Below are 17,755 nucleotides of genomic sequence, written 5' to 3' on the forward strand. Positions count from 1 at the left end.
CCCGTCATCCAATACCGTCGTTACTCGCTGACTGTATCAGATGCATCCAGGTCAAACGCCGAATGCAGCGCGCGCACTGCCAGCTCCAGATACTTTTCGGCAATCACCACCGATACCTTGATTTCGGAGGTGGAAATCATCTGGATATTGATGTTTTCCGCTGCCAGGGCGTCAAACATCTTACTGGCCACTCCCGCATGAGAACGCATTCCCACACCCACAATCGACACTTTGGCGATCTTATTGTTCCCGACCGACTCACGTGCGCCCAGTTCTTTTACGACCTGCTGCAGCACGCCTTGTGCCTTATCATAATCGTTCCTGTGCACGGTAAAAGTAAAGTCTGTTGTGTGATCGGCTGCGATATTTTGCACTATCATGTCGACTTCAATATTGGCACGGCTGATTGGCCCCAGTATTCGTGAAGCCACACCCGGAATATCCGGGACTCCCATGACGGTCAGTTTGGCCTCGTCACGGTTGAACGCAATACCTGAGATAACCGGCTTTTCCACGGCTTCATCATCCTCTATCGTAATCAGTGTGCCGGGGCCATCCTTGAAGCTGGACAACACCCGCAGCGGGACCTTGTACTTGCCTGCAAATTCAACGGCGCGAATCTGCAGTACCTTCGAACCCAGGCTGGCCATTTCCAGCATCTCTTCGAAGGTAATCTTTTCCAGGCGCCGAGCCCCCTCAACCACCCGTGGGTCGGTTGTGTACACACCGTCCACATCGGTATAGATCTGACACTCGTCCGCCTTCAGAGCTGCTGCCAGCGCCACACCGGTGGTGTCGGAGCCGCCACGTCCCAGTGTGGTGATATTGCCGTCGGTATCCACCCCCTGGAAACCCGCCACTACCACGACACGCCCCTGGTCCAGGTCCGTGCGTACTCGCTCAGTCTCAATATCCTGAATGCGGGCCTTGGTGTGGTACTTGTCGGTCAGTACACGTACCTGGGCACCGGTGTAGGAACGCGCGTCCACGCCGATTTTTTTCAAAGCCATGCACAACAGCGCAATGGTCACCTGCTCTCCGGTGGAGACCAGCGCATCCATTTCCCGTGGATCGGGCTGTGTTTGCATATCTTGAGCCAGGGCAATCAGACGGTTGGTCTCTCCGCTCATGGCCGACACCACCACTACAACATCATGTCCCTGCTGACGAAAGCCTTTCACTTTCTCGGCAACCGCCTGGATACGCTCCACCGAGCCTACCGAGGTGCCACCGTACTTTTGCACGTATAACGCCATTTTTCAGCTTCCATTCGGCTGCCGACACCAGAAGCATCGGCAGCGTCCGTCTCACTTACAGGCTTGCCGCAACCAATTCGGGCACCGCCTCCAACGCTGCAGGAACCGCAGCCGCATCGGTGCCGCCCCCCTGAGCCATGTCAGGGCGTCCACCGCCTTTTCCGCCCAGCCGTGCTGCCAGTTCACGTACCAGATCGCCAGCCTTCACCTGACCGGTCAAATCCTTGGTCACACCGGCAATCACGCTGACTTTCTCGCCCTGAGCGGTCATCAGTACCACAATCCCGCTGCCCAGCTTGCTCTTCAGCTGGTCCAGCGTGTCGCGCAGCGCCTTGGGTTCGATTCCTTCCAGACGGGCTGCCAGGACCTTGACGCCCTTCACGTCCTGAACCTGGCTCAGCAGGTCACCGCTCTGAGCACTCGCCAGCTTGGCCGTCAGGCGCTCAATCTCTTTTTCCAGCTGACGGGTACGCTCGTTCAGGCCCCGTACCTTGTCCAGAACCGTGTCACGCCCCCCCTTCACCAGGACCGCGATCTCACCCAATGCGCGCTCGCTGCCATTCACCCAGCTGAGTGCCCCGGCTCCGGTCACCGCCTCGATACGACGTACACCGGATGCAATGCCGCTTTCGGCCACAACCTTCAGCAAGCCGATATCGCCGGTACGCTTGGCATGAGTACCGCCACACAGCTCGACCGAGAAACCGTCGCCCATGCTCAGGACGCGAACTTCGTCATCGTACTTTTCACCGAACAGCGCCATGGCGCCTCGGGTTTTGGCCTCTTCCAGCTCCATCAGCTCGGTTTCAACCGCCGAGTTGGCACGAATCAGGTCGTTCACCCGCGTTTCAACAGCGGCAACCTGCTCATCGGTCATCGCTTCAAAATGCGCGAAGTCAAAACGCAGGCGCTCGGCATTGACCAAAGAGCCCTTCTGCTGAACGTGATCGCCCAGTACTTCACGCAACGCCGCATGCAACAGGTGAGTCGCCGAGTGGTTCAGGGCTGTTGCCTGACGGTTGGCCAAATCCACTTCGGTTACGACCTGATCGCCAACCTGCAGCAGGCCCTCGCTCATACAACCATGATGCAGGTGGTGGCCGCTTTCCTTGGTACAGTCGGTCACGTCAAACTGACCACGGTCCCAGCGCAGCGCGCCCTTGTCACCGGCCTGTCCACCCGACTCGGCGTAAAAGGCCGTGTTCTTCAACACGATGACACCGCTTTCGCCCGCCGACAGCTGATTCACCTGCTCGCCCGCGCGGTACAGGGCCACCACTTTCGAACGGTCTTCCAGATGCTCATAGCCGGTAAAGGCCGTGCGGCCTTCCAGCTTGATCTGTTCGTTGTAATCAACCGCAAACTGGCCAGAGGCGCGTGCACGCTGACGCTGCGCTTCCATCGCCTGTTCGAAACCGTCCATATCCAGCGTCAATTCATGTTCACGCGCCACGTCCGCCGTCAAATCCACCGGAAAACCGTAGGTATCGTACAGACGAAAAACGGTTTCACCCGGAATGACCTTGTCGTCCAACTCGGCAATGGCCTGGGTCAGCAACTGCATGCCGTGGTCCAGAGTCTTGGCAAACTGCTGCTCTTCTTTCAGCAGAATACGCTCAATCTGGGCCTGGGTTTTGGCCAACTCGGGATAGGCATCGCCCATTTCCTTCACCAGCGGTGCCACCAGCTGGTGGAAGAACGGCGCTTTGGCACCCAGCTTGTTGCCGTGGCGAATGGCACGACGCATGATGCGACGCAGTACATAGCCGCGGCCTTCATTCGACGGCACCACACCATCCGTGATCAGGAAGGCGCTGGAACGAATATGGTCGGCAATGACACGCAACGACTTGCTGTCGATGTTATCCAGTTCAAGTACGCTGGCCGTGGCTTTGAGCAGATTCTGGAACAGATCGATTTCGTAGTTGCTGTGCACGCCCTGCATGACAGCCGCTACACGCTCCAGCCCCATGCCGGTATCGATGCTCGGACGCTCCAACGGCTCCATGGTGCCATCGGCGGAACGGTTGTACTGCATGAATACCAGGTTCCAGATTTCGATGTAGCGGTCGCCATCTTCATCCGGACTGCCGGGAGGACCACCAGCCACATCAGGCCCGTGATCAAAGAAAATTTCGGTACAGGGGCCGCAGGGACCAGTATCTCCCATGGCCCAGAAGTTATCTTCATCCAGTTTGGAGAAACGCTCGGGGCTGACCCCCATCTCCTCTTTCCAGATTTTCTCGGCTTCGTCATCGGTGTAATGCACGGTCACCCAGAGACGCTCTTCCGGCAGTCCCAGGCGCTGAGTCAGAAACTCCCAGGCAAACTTGATCGCTTCGCGCTTGAAGTAGTCTCCGAAACTGAAATTGCCCAGCATTTCAAAGAAGGTGTGATGACGTGCGGTGTAGCCGACATTTTCCAGGTCATTATGCTTGCCGCCGGCACGTACGCAGCGCTGAGAGGTCGTGGCGCGGCTGTAAGGGCGCTTGTCCGATCCCAGAAAGACGTCCTTGAACTGCACCATCCCCGCGTTGGTGAACAGCAGCGTCGGATCATTGCCCGGAATCAGCGGGCTGGAGGCGACAATTTCATGTCCCTGCCGATTGAAATAGTCGAGAAATGCCTGGCGGATCTCCGCACTTGTCATGTAGTTCATATAAGGTCCGTTGCGTCTGTACTGATTGGCACGACAGACCGCTTTTTGGCTGTTAAAAAGCGGACATTTGTACGCAAAAATTAGCCGACAAGTATATAACGCGGGCAAAAAATGTACGATAGCTTTTGCGCGCGCGTTTGCCGCCGGCCACTTGCTTCAATCGGGCGCTTCCGCACCGTGGATAATGGCATAACGGGCATCCTCGAATGAAAACCCCCTGTTCACCAGAAAACGCATGCGTCTGGCATAGTCTTTAGGGTTACTCGATGTGGTCTCTCCGAAGCGGCGCTGATGACACTCACAGGCCAATTGGCGGCTATCCATTTCCTGCTCTTCCAGCACGCGTTCAATGCTGTCACGGTCAATGCCCTTGCGCTGCAGTTCCTGACGAATACGCATCTGTCCATATCCCGATCCCAGCCGACTGCGCACAAATACCTCGGTGAAACGCCGATCGCTCTGGTAGCCATCGTCCTGCAATTGATCCAGCGCCTGTTCCAGCATCCGAGGGTCGGCCACTCGCCCCCCCAGCTTTCGTTCCAGCTCGGCGCGACTGTATTCTCGCCGGGCCAGTAACGCGATGGCCGCGCTGCGTATTTCGGTCGATGTTTCCAGTTCTCTGGCCATTGCTCTCCCTCTGAAACAAAACAGGGGCCCCTGAGGCCCCTGTGGATAAAACATGCCGGATCAGAGATCCAGCTGTCCCGCTTCGTCGGTTTGTGCCGCATTCTCTTTAGGCTTGGGCACATTCAACAACCGGGCACGAATTTCGTTTTCAATCTCTTCCGCCACCTCCGGATGATCTTCCAGATACTTGGCAGCATTGGCCTTGCCCTGGCCGATCTTGTCACCCTTGTAGGCATACCAGGCACCGGACTTGTCCACCAGCCCCTGCTGCACGCCCAGGTCCACCACTTCGCCCATGTGGTAGATGCCCTGTCCATACAGAATCTGGAATTCGGCCTGACGGAACGGCGGAGAGACCTTGTTCTTGACCACTTTCACACGGGTCTCGTTACCGACCACTTCGTCACCCTGCTTGACTGCACCGGTACGACGAATATCCAGACGCACAGAGGCGTAGAACTTGAGCGCGTTACCGCCAGTGGTGGTTTCAGGGTTGCCGAACATGACGCCGATCTTCATACGGATCTGGTTGATGAATACCAGCAGGCAGTTGGACTGCTTGACGCTCCCCGTCAGTTTGCGCAGAGCCTGGGACATCAGACGTGCCTGCAGACCCACGTGGGAATCCCCCATCTCCCCTTCGATTTCGGCCTTGGGCACCAGGGCCGCTACCGAGTCAACGATGATGACATCCACCGCCCCCGAGCGCGTCAGCATGTCGGTGATTTCCAGTGCCTGTTCACCGGTATCCGGCTGGGACACCAACAGCGCGTCGACATCAACCCCCAGCTTTTCGGCATAGACCGGGTCCAGCGCGTGCTCGGCATCCACAAACGCACAGGTTTTACCCTGTTTCTGTGCTTCGGCGATCACCTGCAGCGTCAACGTGGTTTTACCGGAGGATTCCGGACCGTAGATTTCGACGACTCGACCAAACGGCAGGCCGCCAATACCCAACGCAATATCCAGACCCAGAGAACCGGTTGAAACGGCGGGAATCGCTTCACGGGGCTGATCCCCCATGCGCATGACGGCACCCTTGCCGAACTGACGTTCAATCTGTGACAGTGCTGCATCCAGCGCTTTTTTTCTGTTTGCGTCCATCGGGAAACCTTTCATTGGCCGAGGGTTATATACTGTATATCTGGACAGTATTATTCCACACCCTGATCAGATTGCAACCTCCTGTCAGGATTAACCCGGCAGGTAAGCCATAACCCCTTCCAGCGCCTGTTCCACAGCCTGCAGACGAATATCGTCACGATCGCCGGTAAAGAAACTCAGGCAGGTCACCGTTGGATGTCCGGTAATGGCCCAGGCAAGCCAGACCGTCCCGACCGGCTTGTCTTCACTGCCGCCTTCCGGGCCGGCATAGCCGCTGATGGCAACCGCAATATCGGCCTCGCTGTTACGCAGCGCACCCTCCGCCATTTGAGCAACAACCGGCTCGCTGACCGCACCACTGGTGTTAAGCGCCTCCGCATCGACCCCCAGCATCTTCTGTTTGGCCGTATTCGAATAGGAGACAAAACCACAATCAAACCAGTCTGAACTGCCAGGCACGGCCGTCACGGCCTGAGCCACCCAGCCGCCGGTACAGGACTCCGCCGTTGCCAGCTTCATTCCCTTGGCCGCCAACGTTTCTCCCACCTTCTGTGCCAGATTTTTCATTGTATTACTCCAAAGCCGCGAGTACGCAGGCTGTCATCTATTGACCAATCACATCTCCATTAGACCCTCGCGGCATCACGGCGGCAAGAGCCCAAAGTAAACGGGGGCGCCTAAGCGCCCCCGTTGAATCATCAGTCGATGATGATAATGCTGCTGGATACCTCCAGATACACGTCCCCTGCGCTGCTTGTTCCCGTATAGGTTGTATAGCCGTTTGCCGTACTACCTTCGGTCCAGGTACTACCGTCATCCAGGAGACTCAGCGAGTCCTCGGCATCGCCCGCAATACGAAGCGTGTTGTTGTCGTCCGTGATCGACAACACATCTTCGATCGTCAGCGAGGTAATCGCATTCGCGCCTTCCGTGCCAAGATCAATCACCTCGACATTGCTGAGGTAACCCCAATCGCTGTCACCCAGATTCTCCGTATAACGAAGCTGAATGGTGTCACTGCCCTCGCGGCCATCAACGGCTTTCCCCGTCCACAACAGGGCGTCATCGCCGTTGGTCGGCAGCTTGTCCGACACATTAATTTTGATTGTGCCGGTTGTTTCAGCCGAAACATCACCCACCGGGGTTCCATCCACAGCCGAGACTTCCTGAGTCCAGGCCGTTACCTCAACATCATTGATGCCCTCTGTTCCCAGATGCAGCATGCCCAGGTTATCCAACTCATCCTGAGTCAAGCCGGTCAGCGTATGGGCACCATCGGCAAAGGTTACTCGCCCGGCATCCAGTTCCACATCTCCGATGTAGAACACAACCTTTTCACCATCCGGCAAACCGGTCAGCTGCAGCGTGGTCTGCTCGACATGCGCATCAGCCACGGCACCCAAGTCGTTGGCTACCGGGTCCTTCATGGCCGCGTTCAGGTTCAGCTTGATCACATCCCCTGCATCACCAAAGCTCAGGGTCGGATTCAGGGTAATGCCGTCCGCAACCGGGTTGACCACCAGGTCAAAATCGATTTCGGTTGGCGTGGGCGCAAGACCGTTTTCACCGCTCATCACCGTCAGCTTCAAACCATCCAGTGTACCGCTCCAGTTTTTCGGCGGCACCACGGCAATGTAACCGGGCAGGCCACTTGGGTCGGTAATAGGCAGCGACCAGATGTTATTGCCATTTGCGTCTTTACCGGCGTTATTGGCAAGACCGGCAGTGGCTGCATCGGCACCCACATACACCACAAAACCCGGGGGCAGACCGTTAATAAAGGCGGCATCAATGACTTCATCGGTATCCACCAGCCCCTGACCTGCCAGATTGAGCTCAATGGGTGCAGGCGTTGTCAGATCCTGTGTCTGTTCATCACCTTCAGCGGTAATGGTCGCTTCAAAACCACTGTTACTCTTTTCAATAATGAGGGTGCCATTACCTTCTGACTTGATGATATTACTGGCACCGGTTTCCTGGTTATTTACCCAGGCATTGACTGTCAGGCTGCCGGTCTGATGGGGCTGATTAGAGTCCGGACGGAACGTCAGCGCCGGCGGCTGGCCGTTGGCCTCCAGCGGGATTTCATACACACCGGTAACATCATTCGGTTTCAGCGTGTTGCCATCGGCATCCAGTAACTCACCGGCAAGGCCGGTATCACCCAGCTGCACATACAGAATATCCCCCTCAACGTTGGAGAAACCGCCATCAGGCAGGTTTTCCAGGCTGATATTCAGGCTGATATCTTCACCTTCGCCTGCCGGAGCCGCTGCCACCGTAACCGTTGTTTCGTCGGTTGCCGGCGTCAGGCTGACACTGGGTTTCAGCTCCTCCTGCTTGCTCAGGCCATCGGCATGCACCGATACAGTGACATCCAGCGGCAGGCCACCGGGCAGGTTATTGTTGTTGGCATGTTCCGGTGCCAGTACCTTGATCTCATCCAGCAAACCAGCCAGTTTGGTGTCAGCATTGTCACCGGATGCCACATCCACAGACTTGGTCCAGAGCACCACGGTTTCACCGTTTTCAGTGACTTCTGTACGCGTCAGCAGATCACCAGAGGTATCCGTGAAGACGGTATCATCATCCGGGCTGGTACGCAGGGTCACCGTTATCTGATAACTATCCACATTTCCGCCGGTGATGGTACCAACCACCTGCTCAGCCAGTGAGAACCCTGAGTCCTCTGTTTGCACCGTGTTTTTATCACTCAGCTCAACATCAGGCAGTTCGGTATCCGGACCAGGTCCTTGATTAATATCGAGGTTAAAGCTGATTTCCGCCTGTTTCTGGCTGCTGGCACCGGTATCCTTGCTGTAACCGGTCACTGTAATGGCACTGGTGCCAGTACCCGCCAGGCCGGTCACGTTAAACACCAGATCCTTGGTGAGCGTATCGGCATTAAAGCTGTCACTGGTATTTATCAGCCACTGACCCGGAGCGGTTTGCACCGCACCTTCCACATTCACCCCCTGCGGCACGCCATCAATGACAATATGAGTGAGCTGCTCACTGCCGTCGGTATCGGTCTTGTTACCGGCATTGGCATCGGCCTGCTGGCTGATATCCACTTTAACCGTGACCTTGCCGGTGCCGTTAACAGTGGCAGTACCGGTTGTGTCATCAAAATTGAAACTGTCTTCACCACTTACTACCGCGGTAATGGTATTTAGCTCAGCTCCAATATTATCGGTAACCGCGCCGACAATCAGATCATGAGTCGCTGTACCCTTTTGCACCGTTACTTCATCAACATTGCCATCAGTGGACGGATCGGTCACCTTGTAATACTCAACCTCAAGTCGTTGAGTTCCGCTGAAGTTGGCATCAGCCTTGACATACACGCTGTTCACATCCGCGCCAGAGAACACATAGTAACCATCTGCACCGGGAATCAGCTCGGTCGTACCATCAGCATCGCTGTAGAAGGTAAAGCCATCCACCGCCTTGATTTTAGCTTCGGTAATAAACTCGTCGGTATCACCGTTCTGATGCACAGCACTCAGATCCAACTTGCCGATGGTGTCTTCTGTCAGATTGGAGCTGACACTAAGATCCGCCTCAGGCGAAGGCGTAACGGTAAAACCAATGTTTTCCGGATCAAAGAAGGTTTCCGAGTCATTATCGTTTTCGGTGACCACCGGCTGGGCGGTAAAGCTCACGCTGCCGCTGTAGTTGGGCGGCAGGGTAATTTTTACATTACCCAGCTGGTTTTCATCAATTACCCACACCCGGTCTGGGCCGCTGCCCCCCAGCACACTGCCGGCCCCGACCAGATTAAACCCTTCCGGCAGACCGCTCAGGCGCAGGGTAACGGTTTCAGAGCCATCACCGGTTGTTTCACCGCTGCCAAAGGAGGTGATCAAGTCACTCAGAGCAACCTGGTTGGGCTCGTCGGCATCGTCGAGATCCTGTTCGACATAAACCTTATCTTGAACAAGTTCCAACTTCGGCTCATCGGGTACCCCCTGCACCGTGATATTGATATCCAGCTCCTGAGAGAGTGATTCATCAACCGGGCTGTGGACCTCAACTCCATTTTTATCAATGTAAGTCAATGTATCCACGGAAACCGCTTCGACTTTCAGGTTGATCGACTCGTTGCTGTCTTTGGGCGGTGTCAGCGTAGGCTGCTTGCTGGCGTCAAAGTCCTCAATGATCAGGGAACCACCGGTGATATTGCCGTTGGCCTCACTATATTCCACCCCGTTATAAGTGATGGTGGCACCGGCAGGAATACCACTGATAGTGACATTAAAAGTTTCATCGCTGTCACTGCTGGTGGGGTTGATATTCAGCGCAACCGGCACATCTTCATCAGTGGTGATACGGGCATTTACCTTCAGGGTGACCTGATCCGCTACAGGGTGCACAATCACGTTGGTCAGCCAGGACTCACCGGATACGGCCATGTTCGTTGCTGCACCGGTATCCTCGTCGTAATCGACAGTACCTGCCTCAACCTTGATTTTGACCACGCCGCTGAAGTTAGCCGGCCCTTTAAACTCAAGGCTATCCAGATATTCCACCGGAATCTTCACCGGCTCGCCATTAAAGACCACTTCAAAGGTGTTGGTACCATCTGAATACCTGAAGACAGAACCATCCAGCGGGTTGCCGGTTTCGTTGATCTGGGCATTGTTGCCAACCACGTCATAAGGCGTTAACAGCGCAAAGGTCTCTTCGCTGCCGTCACCACCGGTGACACCGGTCCCCTCTCCGTTCGGAGCTTTTCCATCTTCGTTGCTCCAGCCAGTTTCGAGACTGAAACCCGCATCCTTGCCAAGCAACATAAACTCATCTTCGTTGCCCGCGGTGGTGTATTCATGACTCGGGTTAATGGTGACATCAACACCATTACTGCCATCAGAATCGGTGTTCGCATCCTCGGCAACCGGAGTCACCGTTATGTTCAAGTCATGTGCCCACTCCTGGCTTTCCGGGTTACCGGACGCGGTATTGGCTCCATCCTCTTCGGTGGTGATATACACCTTGATGGTGCCATCAGAAGAGCTGTGCGCCGGAGGCTGCAGGGTGAATTCCTTGATTTGATCCAGCGTGTACTCACCACCAGTACCTACAGTCAGTATCAGGCCGCCGCCAGACGCATCCCCACCGGCAGGTACAGTTACCGGGGCACCATTGTGGTCGTACAATGTCCAGGTACCACCCTCGGTCGGTAGTTCGGTAATACGTACCTGCGTAATGCTCTCGCTGCCGTCGGTATCGTTCAGCCCAAGTTTGTCGAGGAAAGCGACCGCCGTATCTTCCGGCGTTGCATCAGGGTTCTGGAGTTTAACGTCATCCGGCTTGGCATAAACACGCAGCTCCAGATCTACACTCACCGACTCGGTTGCGATCGTACCCGAACTGTCATTATCACTGTCTTGGGTGTTCAGCGTGATGGTGACCTTATCCGCAGTGCTGTTTGAGTAATCCTTCGGCAGCTTGATGCTGAAGCCCGGATTACCGCCGTTATTGGTGTTCATGTAATCCGCTTCCGGCATACTGATGTTACCTTCAGAGTCAGCGGTATATTTTTTGCCATTAATAGTGACAACCGTGCCTGCCGGCAGTCCGGAAATGTCGTACCAATAAGACTCGGAGCCGTCGGTATCCTTGAGGGTTTCTCCCAGCACGTCCTGCAAGTTCAGGGTGCCGTCTTCTTCCATGGATACGGTGATTTTGCCGTTATTTCCGCCAGATGCTTCAGTCACTGCGATGCTGGTCGCCCCGGTATTTCCGGCCTCAGTCAGTGAAATCTCAGGCGCGTCAGTCACCGCCTGCACATCCACGGTAATAGTCTGGGTGTTGTTGGCACCCGGCACACCGCTAAGCTGGACGCCGCTGTCATCCACCTCAAAGCTGTCGACGCTGACCACCACATCGAAGTTTTCATGGCGATCGGCCTCAGGACTGGCCTGAATAGCTTCATATTCAGCCCGGGTCAGGTAGTTGATAGTCGAATCACCCGATGGGAGGTCGCTGACATGTAAGCTGGTATCAATAGCGCCGGAAGCGTCCACAATCACGATGGTGTAGCCACCACTGCCATTCGGAATCAGGTCCGTGTACGAAACGCTATCACTCGTTGTACTCAGGGTCGGTACTGCAGCCGGTGTCCCTGACGACTGTACCGTCAGCGTAATCGCCCCCAGACGTTCCGGGTTGTCACCGGTGTCAACGGCACTGCCGTTTTGGTCCGTAGCGTCCGTAATCACCGGCGTTTTCAGCTCAAGCTTAACCGGAGTATCTTCCAGCGTATTGACCGACGCCGCATCCACATCCCCGGTATTGCTGCCATGTGGAATATCCGGCGCGTCGGAAACTGGCAGCACATTAACGGTCACATTGGTAACAGTGTCAGTTCCATCATCGTTAGACACTGTGACCTTAAAGCTATCCTCACTGCCGTCGTTACTGTAGTCCTTGTTCGGGTGATAGATAACCTTGCCGTTTTCATCCACCACCACAACACCATGACCAACGTTGTAGCCTGCGGTGCCAGCTGGGATCGCCGTCACTCCATCGGGCAAAGTGTTAGTGGTAATCGCATCAGTGCCATCGGCATTCTGAAGGCTGACATTATCCTTAGTGGAGTCGGCAGAGGTAGTAAAGGGCCCGAAGGGGGTATCTTCCGGTGTAGTAATGGAAATGTCCGATTTCGGCGCATCATCAATCACATTCACCTCAAACTTGCCTGGTGCGGTATCGCCGTCAGCGTCTTTGATCTCATAGTTAAAACTAAGATCAAAATTACCGCTAACCGCCGACGGGTGAGTCAAGGCCCCTTTCAGTTCAAAGGTATATTCGCCTGTGTCTTTATCCAAGGTAACGGTAAAGACCTCTTGACCATCGGCTCTGGTTGCCGTCAGTACATGACCATTAACAGAAATGGTAATACCGGTATTGCCTGTAGCATCGAGTGCATCTTGCAGGGCAGTCTGATCAGCAGCAAAGGTCAGGCTGCCGATACCGTCTTCACCCGCATCTACCGGCAGTGTTGCTGTGACAGTGGTTGAACCCTGCCCGGCCTCACTACCGGTGGACAGATATTTTTCATCCACAGTTGTTTTATCGGGCTCGCCGTTAACCGAAGGGCCATCGTCCTTGAACTCAAACTTGCCGCCAATATTAATGGATGCTGAAGCATTGTCGCCGTCTTTATCTTCAACTGTAGCGGTCAACTTGATGCTGTCTGACGGCAGGGTAAATGAATCATCTGGATCACTAGCATCGCTATGCTTCATGGGACGCTGCTGAGTCAGAGTGACCTTGCCATTTGCATCTACAGTGATGGTAAAGACGGTTTCACCGTTATCAGCGCCGCCTTCATTATCGACTAAGCCTTTAACCGTTCCGTTCTCAAGCACCAGCTTGATGGGTTTTCCGGTAGCAATGTCGATAACGTTGGTTAGATTAACAGTGCCTATTTCAAGGCTATATACAACGCTGTTGGCAGCTGCAGGGCCATCTGCACCAAAATCAGGCTTAAAGGCATTTGCGAACTCGCCTGTTGCCTCCGTACCAAGTGCCGTTTCATCCACAGTTACACTGCCCAGCTGCGTGTTATCAGCCGTGATGTCAGGAGTGTCATCAATGATGTTCACAACCAGCTGTCCCGTGCCGGTCTCGCCGCCCGCATCCGTGACTTCAAGCTCCAGCACTTCGCTGTTCTGACGCCCGACACTCGGGTCATTCGGATCGGCAGGGGTATTCTGCACGTTCTGCAGTTCATAACGGAACGTCAACGAGCCACCGGTCGGCACGCCGCCCACGTCTGCATCAGGCGTAAATCCGGTCAGGGTCAGCTCACCTTCGGGCGTCTCAATCGTGATCGGCTGGGAGCCAAGGTTCTGCAACTCGGACAGACTGACCACACGACCATGAACGGTTATGCTGGCGAGGCCATCTTCCGCGCTGATGGCGATGCTGCCGGTGTTGATCTGACTCTGATCACCGTCGACCAGTCCCTTTTCATACACGGTCACCTGGCCAAGCGTGGTGTTGTTGCCCGGATTATCGGTGCCATTGCCATCGTCGGGGGTAATGGTCGGCTCACCATCGGTTTTGCCATTGACGGTGATGGTGACCGTGGTGGTGCTCCAGTCGCCATCGGCATCCTTGATGGTATAGCTGAAGGTATCGGTCAGCGTCTGGCCGTCCTTCAGGGCATTCACATCTGCGTTGTCGCTGTCCAGGTTGTAGGTGTACGTACCATCCGCATTCAGTGTCAGGCTGCCGTACTGGCCGTTGACACTGCTGCCCACCTGACCGACCACTTCGCCGTTTTCGGTACCGGCAACCACACCGGTCACACTGGTTTCATCCGCACCCAGCTCATCCTGCCCCGTACCTGCATCGAGGATTACGTTGCCGCCTACACTCGCATCATTTTCGGTCAGGCTGTTGGTATCGGGGTTGGCAACAGGCGCTGTATCGGTGATCTCAACGGTCAGACTGCTGTCAGCAAAGTCACCACTTTTGTCGGTTACCGTGATGGCAAAGCTGTCCTGCACGCTGTTATCGCCGGAGGTGTGATCTTTGCTGGTACCGTTTTGCTGATATTCGTAGGTGATGGTACCGGTGACCGGGTCGTAACCGGTCAGGGTCAGAAGCCCCTCACTGCCGTTGATCGTAACCGGATTGCTGGCCAGATTTTCCAGCTGCTCAGGTGTCAGGGTTTCTGCGCCCAATTGCAGGCTTTTCAAACCGTCAGGGGCGGTGATCGTGAACTCACCATTCACTGGCACGGTCGCGTTCTCGGCAATACTGTGCTCGCCGCCATCGACCCCATTGTGATCCTTGACATCCACCCCCGGCGCCCCATCGGTGTTGCCATCAATGGTGATCGTCAGATCGGCTGTGCTGCGGTCATTGTCGGCGTCGGTGAGGGTGTAATTAAACACCTCTTCCAGCGTATCGTTATCCTTGAGCCCGTTAACCTCTGTGTTGGCATTGTCCAACTCATAGGTGTAGCGACCGTCAGGCATGATGGTCAAAGTACCGTACTGACCTTTGATGACCAGATTACCGTTCTCTTCATTCGCGGTATTACCGGCCATGTTGGTGCTGGTAATACCGGTGACAGTGGCACCATCCGCGCCCTGTATATCGGCCACATCATCGCTCGAACCGTTGGCAATCACGTTGCCTGTCACCAAAACTTCGTCTTCAGTGATGCGGTTGGCGTCGTCTTTGGCCAACGGCGCATCGTCCACGATTTTGATGTTCAAATCGGCACTGCTGTTGTCACCGTCAGCATCAGTGGCGGTAAAGGTGAAGCTGTCCTGAGTAGCATCACCCTCAATACCCGGAGCCTGCTGCAGGACATAGTCATAAGCAATGGTGACTTCACCCCCCTCGCCGAGGGTATAACCATTCAGCACCAGCTCGCCATACTGAGTCGCAATGGTTTTACCGACCGTACCCAGTGCTTCCACGTCCGCCTTACTCAGTACTTCAGTCTGCGCAACACCACTGGCATCGGTGTAACTGATGGTCAAGGCGCCGTCATCCGCCAAACCATCGGGTGCAGTCAGAGTAAAGTCACTTTTCACCTGAGTATCGGCGGGATTGGGGGCCGAGCCTGTGCTCAAACCGCTTTCGAAGACAACCTGATCCGCAATATTGCCATCCGGCTGATCAACAAGCTGCTCAACCGGAACATCAACCGTTACCGGCCAATCAATCGGCTTGTTGTCGGTATCGTCATCCGTGTTGCCGGCCGGGTCGGTCACTTTTGCGTTAACAGTGACATCCGCATCGCCCGGCTTAACCGGAACTTCAACCAGAACACCGTTGGTCAGATCATCTTCGGTGACCTGACGTTCCAGCAAAATCTCACCGTCCTTGTCGGTCACTCTGAGGGTATCCCCCACTTCGGTGCCCGGTTCCAGCGTCACCTGAGCCGTCACCGTGCCGTCCGGACCGATTTCGGCTTCGTTGTAGATACCGTCGTCACCGCTGCCTTGCAATTCAACGCTGACGGCAGGCGGCACCATATCGATGGGTTTGATATCGGTATCATCATCGGTATTGCCGGCCGGATCGCTCACCTTGGCGTTCACGGTCACATCCTCATCGCCCGGTGATACCGGCACGTCAACCAGAACACCGTTGGTCAGATCATCTTCGGTGACCTGACGTTCCAGCAAAACCTCACCGTCCTTGTCGGTCACTGTGAGGGTATCCCCCACTTCGGTGCCCGGCTCCAGTGTGACCTTAGCAGTGACACTGTTGTCCGGACCGATTTCATCAGCGTTATAGATCCCATCATCACCGGCACCCTGCAGTTCGACGCTGACGGCGGGCGGCACGTTGTCGATCGGTTTAGTATCGCTGTCGTCATCCGTGTTGCCGGCCGGATCGGTCACCTTGGCGTTCACGGTCACGTCTGTATCCCCCGGTTTAACGGGGACTTCAACGGAAACGCCGTAACGCAGGTCATTTTCGGTGACCGGACGTTCCAGCAAAACCTTACCGTCCTTGTCAGTCACTTTGAGGGTATCGCCCACTTCGGTGCCCGGCTCCAGCGTCACCTGAGCCGTCACCGTGCCGTCCGGACCGATTTCGGCTTCGTTGTAGATGCCGTCGTCACCGGTTCCCTGCAGCTCGACGCTGACGGCGGGCGGCACGTTGTCGATCGGTTTGGTATCGCTGTCGTCATCCGTGTTGCCGGCCGGATCGGTCACCTTGGCGTGAACGGTCACATCTTCGTCGTTCGGTGACACCGGCACTTCAACCCGTACGCCATTGCTCAGGTCTTCTTCGGTTACCGGGCGCTCCAACAGAACATTGCCGTCCTTGTCAGTCACCTTGAGGGTATCACCCACTTCAGTACCCGGTTCCAGTGTGACCTTGGCAGTGACACTGTTGTCCGGACCGATTTCCGATGCAACATAAATGCCGTCATCGCCGGCGCCTTCCAGCTCGACGCTGACGGCAGGGATGTTGCCGTCGATCGGCTTGGTATCGGTGTCATCATCCGTGTTACCGGCCGGGTCGGTCACCTTGGCGTTCACGGTAACGTACTTATCATCCGGGGAAACCGGTACTTCAACCCGCACACCGTTGTTCAGGTCTTCTTCGGTGACCGGACGCTCCAGCAGGACATTGCCGTCCTTGTCGGTCACCTTAAGGGTATCGCCCACTTCAGTACCCGGATTCAACGTCACGTCCGCCGTAACTGATCCATCCGGACCGATTTCTTCCGCGTTGTAAACGCCATCTTCACCGGCACCCTTGAGTTCAACACTGACCGACGGAGGAATACCATCCAACGGTTTGGTGTCCGTATCATCATCGGTATTACCGGCGGGATCGGTCACTTTGACATTGACGGTTACCTCAGTGTCGTCCGGGTGCACCGGGACTTCAACCAGAACACCCTTTTCCAGGTCTTCTTCGGTCACCGGACGCTCCAACAGGACATTGCCGTCCCGGTCGGTAACCTTGAGATCATCGCCCACTTCTGTACCCGGTTTCAGCGTCACTTCGGCTGTCACGGTACCGTCGGGACCGATCTCATTGGCGTTATACACGCCGTCTTCACCGGCTCCCAGCAGCTCCACTTCAACAACCGGCGGTACCAGGTCGGCCGGCTTGGTTTCATAATCGCGGCCACTGTTGTAGCGCTCTTCATCCAGCAAGGGATCCGCATCGGGCCATCCAATTGCCAGCGGCGTCAGTACTTCACGAATGGCGGCAACCGTCAGCGGCGTAATGCCGTCGGCTTCCACAATTTCCGCAATTTTAACCAGCTGTACAAAGCCATGTCCGTCGGACAGTACTTCGCCTTTGGGGGCCGAGTCATTAGAAGACGGTGTCGGCAGCACGATCACGGGCATATCGACAGACTGTACAGCAGCGTCTGTGCTCAACTCAGAGCCGACAAAGGCCAGTGACTGCTGGCCCCCGAAGTCCAGTTCCACACGAGTGGTCGGTGTCGTAACCAGGGATTCACCCGGCTGTATCTGATCGCCAGGTGTCAACAGGTAACGCTCACCGGATGCATTTTGCACCCATGCCAGACCACTCACAGAGATCACAGTCGCTACAGTATTCATATCCGCCTCTTTACTGTTGTGTATGCCTTGAACGGGTA

Annotated in this window: 6 protein-coding genes; all 6 read right to left on the reverse strand. The window is 55.7% G+C overall.

Annotated elements, in window-relative coordinates:
• Positions 1 to 20: 20 nt before the first annotated feature.
• Positions 21 to 1,256, reverse strand: a complete 1,236-nt coding sequence (locus H1S06_RS10420) for an aspartate kinase (protein WP_181739897.1) — start codon at positions 1,254 to 1,256, stop codon at positions 21 to 23.
• A gap of 55 nt (positions 1,257 to 1,311) precedes the next feature.
• The gene (gene alaS / locus H1S06_RS10425; RefSeq protein WP_181740049.1) at positions 1,312 to 3,906 is read right to left on the reverse strand and encodes an alanine--tRNA ligase; all 2,595 of its coding nucleotides are present in this window, start codon (positions 3,904 to 3,906) and stop codon (positions 1,312 to 1,314) included.
• 165 nt (positions 3,907 to 4,071) lie between these two features.
• On the reverse strand, positions 4,072 to 4,542 hold the full coding sequence (locus H1S06_RS10430) for a regulatory protein RecX (RefSeq protein WP_181739899.1): 471 nt from the start codon (positions 4,540 to 4,542) through the stop codon (positions 4,072 to 4,074).
• 60 nt (positions 4,543 to 4,602) lie between these two features.
• A complete protein-coding gene (recA, locus tag H1S06_RS10435) occupies positions 4,603 to 5,646 on the reverse strand; it encodes a recombinase RecA (RefSeq protein ID WP_181739901.1) in 1,044 nt (347 codons plus the stop codon).
• 90 nt (positions 5,647 to 5,736) lie between these two features.
• Complete coding sequence (locus H1S06_RS10440; protein ID WP_181739904.1) at positions 5,737 to 6,213, reverse strand: CinA family protein; 477 nt, start codon at positions 6,211 to 6,213, stop codon at positions 5,737 to 5,739.
• Positions 6,214 to 6,344: 131 nt separating this feature from the next.
• A complete protein-coding gene (locus H1S06_RS10445; protein ID WP_181739906.1) occupies positions 6,345 to 17,717 on the reverse strand; it encodes a DUF5801 repeats-in-toxin domain-containing protein in 11,373 nt (3,790 codons plus the stop codon).
• Between the last annotated feature and the right edge of the window lie 38 nt (positions 17,718 to 17,755).

Origin of the sequence: Marinobacterium marinum, assembly GCF_013868415.1 — a bacterium.
Classification (GTDB): domain Bacteria; phylum Pseudomonadota; class Gammaproteobacteria; order Pseudomonadales; family Balneatricaceae; genus Marinobacterium; species Marinobacterium marinum.

Coding starts and splice junctions, on each gene's coding strand:
- H1S06_RS10430 (WP_181739899.1), bottom strand. CDS start 4,542: ATGGCCAGAGAACTGGAAACATCGACCGAAATACGCAGCGCGGCCATC.
- H1S06_RS10445 (WP_181739906.1), bottom strand. CDS start 17,717: ATGAATACTGTAGCGACTGTGATCTCTGTGAGTGGTCTGGCATGGGTG.
- H1S06_RS10420 (WP_181739897.1), bottom strand. CDS start 1,256: ATGGCGTTATACGTGCAAAAGTACGGTGGCACCTCGGTAGGCTCGGTG.
- H1S06_RS10440 (WP_181739904.1), bottom strand. CDS start 6,213: ATGAAAAATCTGGCACAGAAGGTGGGAGAAACGTTGGCGGCCAAGGGA.
- alaS (WP_181740049.1), bottom strand. CDS start 3,906: ATGACAAGTGCGGAGATCCGCCAGGCATTTCTCGACTATTTCAATCGG.
- recA (WP_181739901.1), bottom strand. CDS start 5,646: ATGGACGCAAACAGAAAAAAAGCGCTGGATGCAGCACTGTCACAGATT.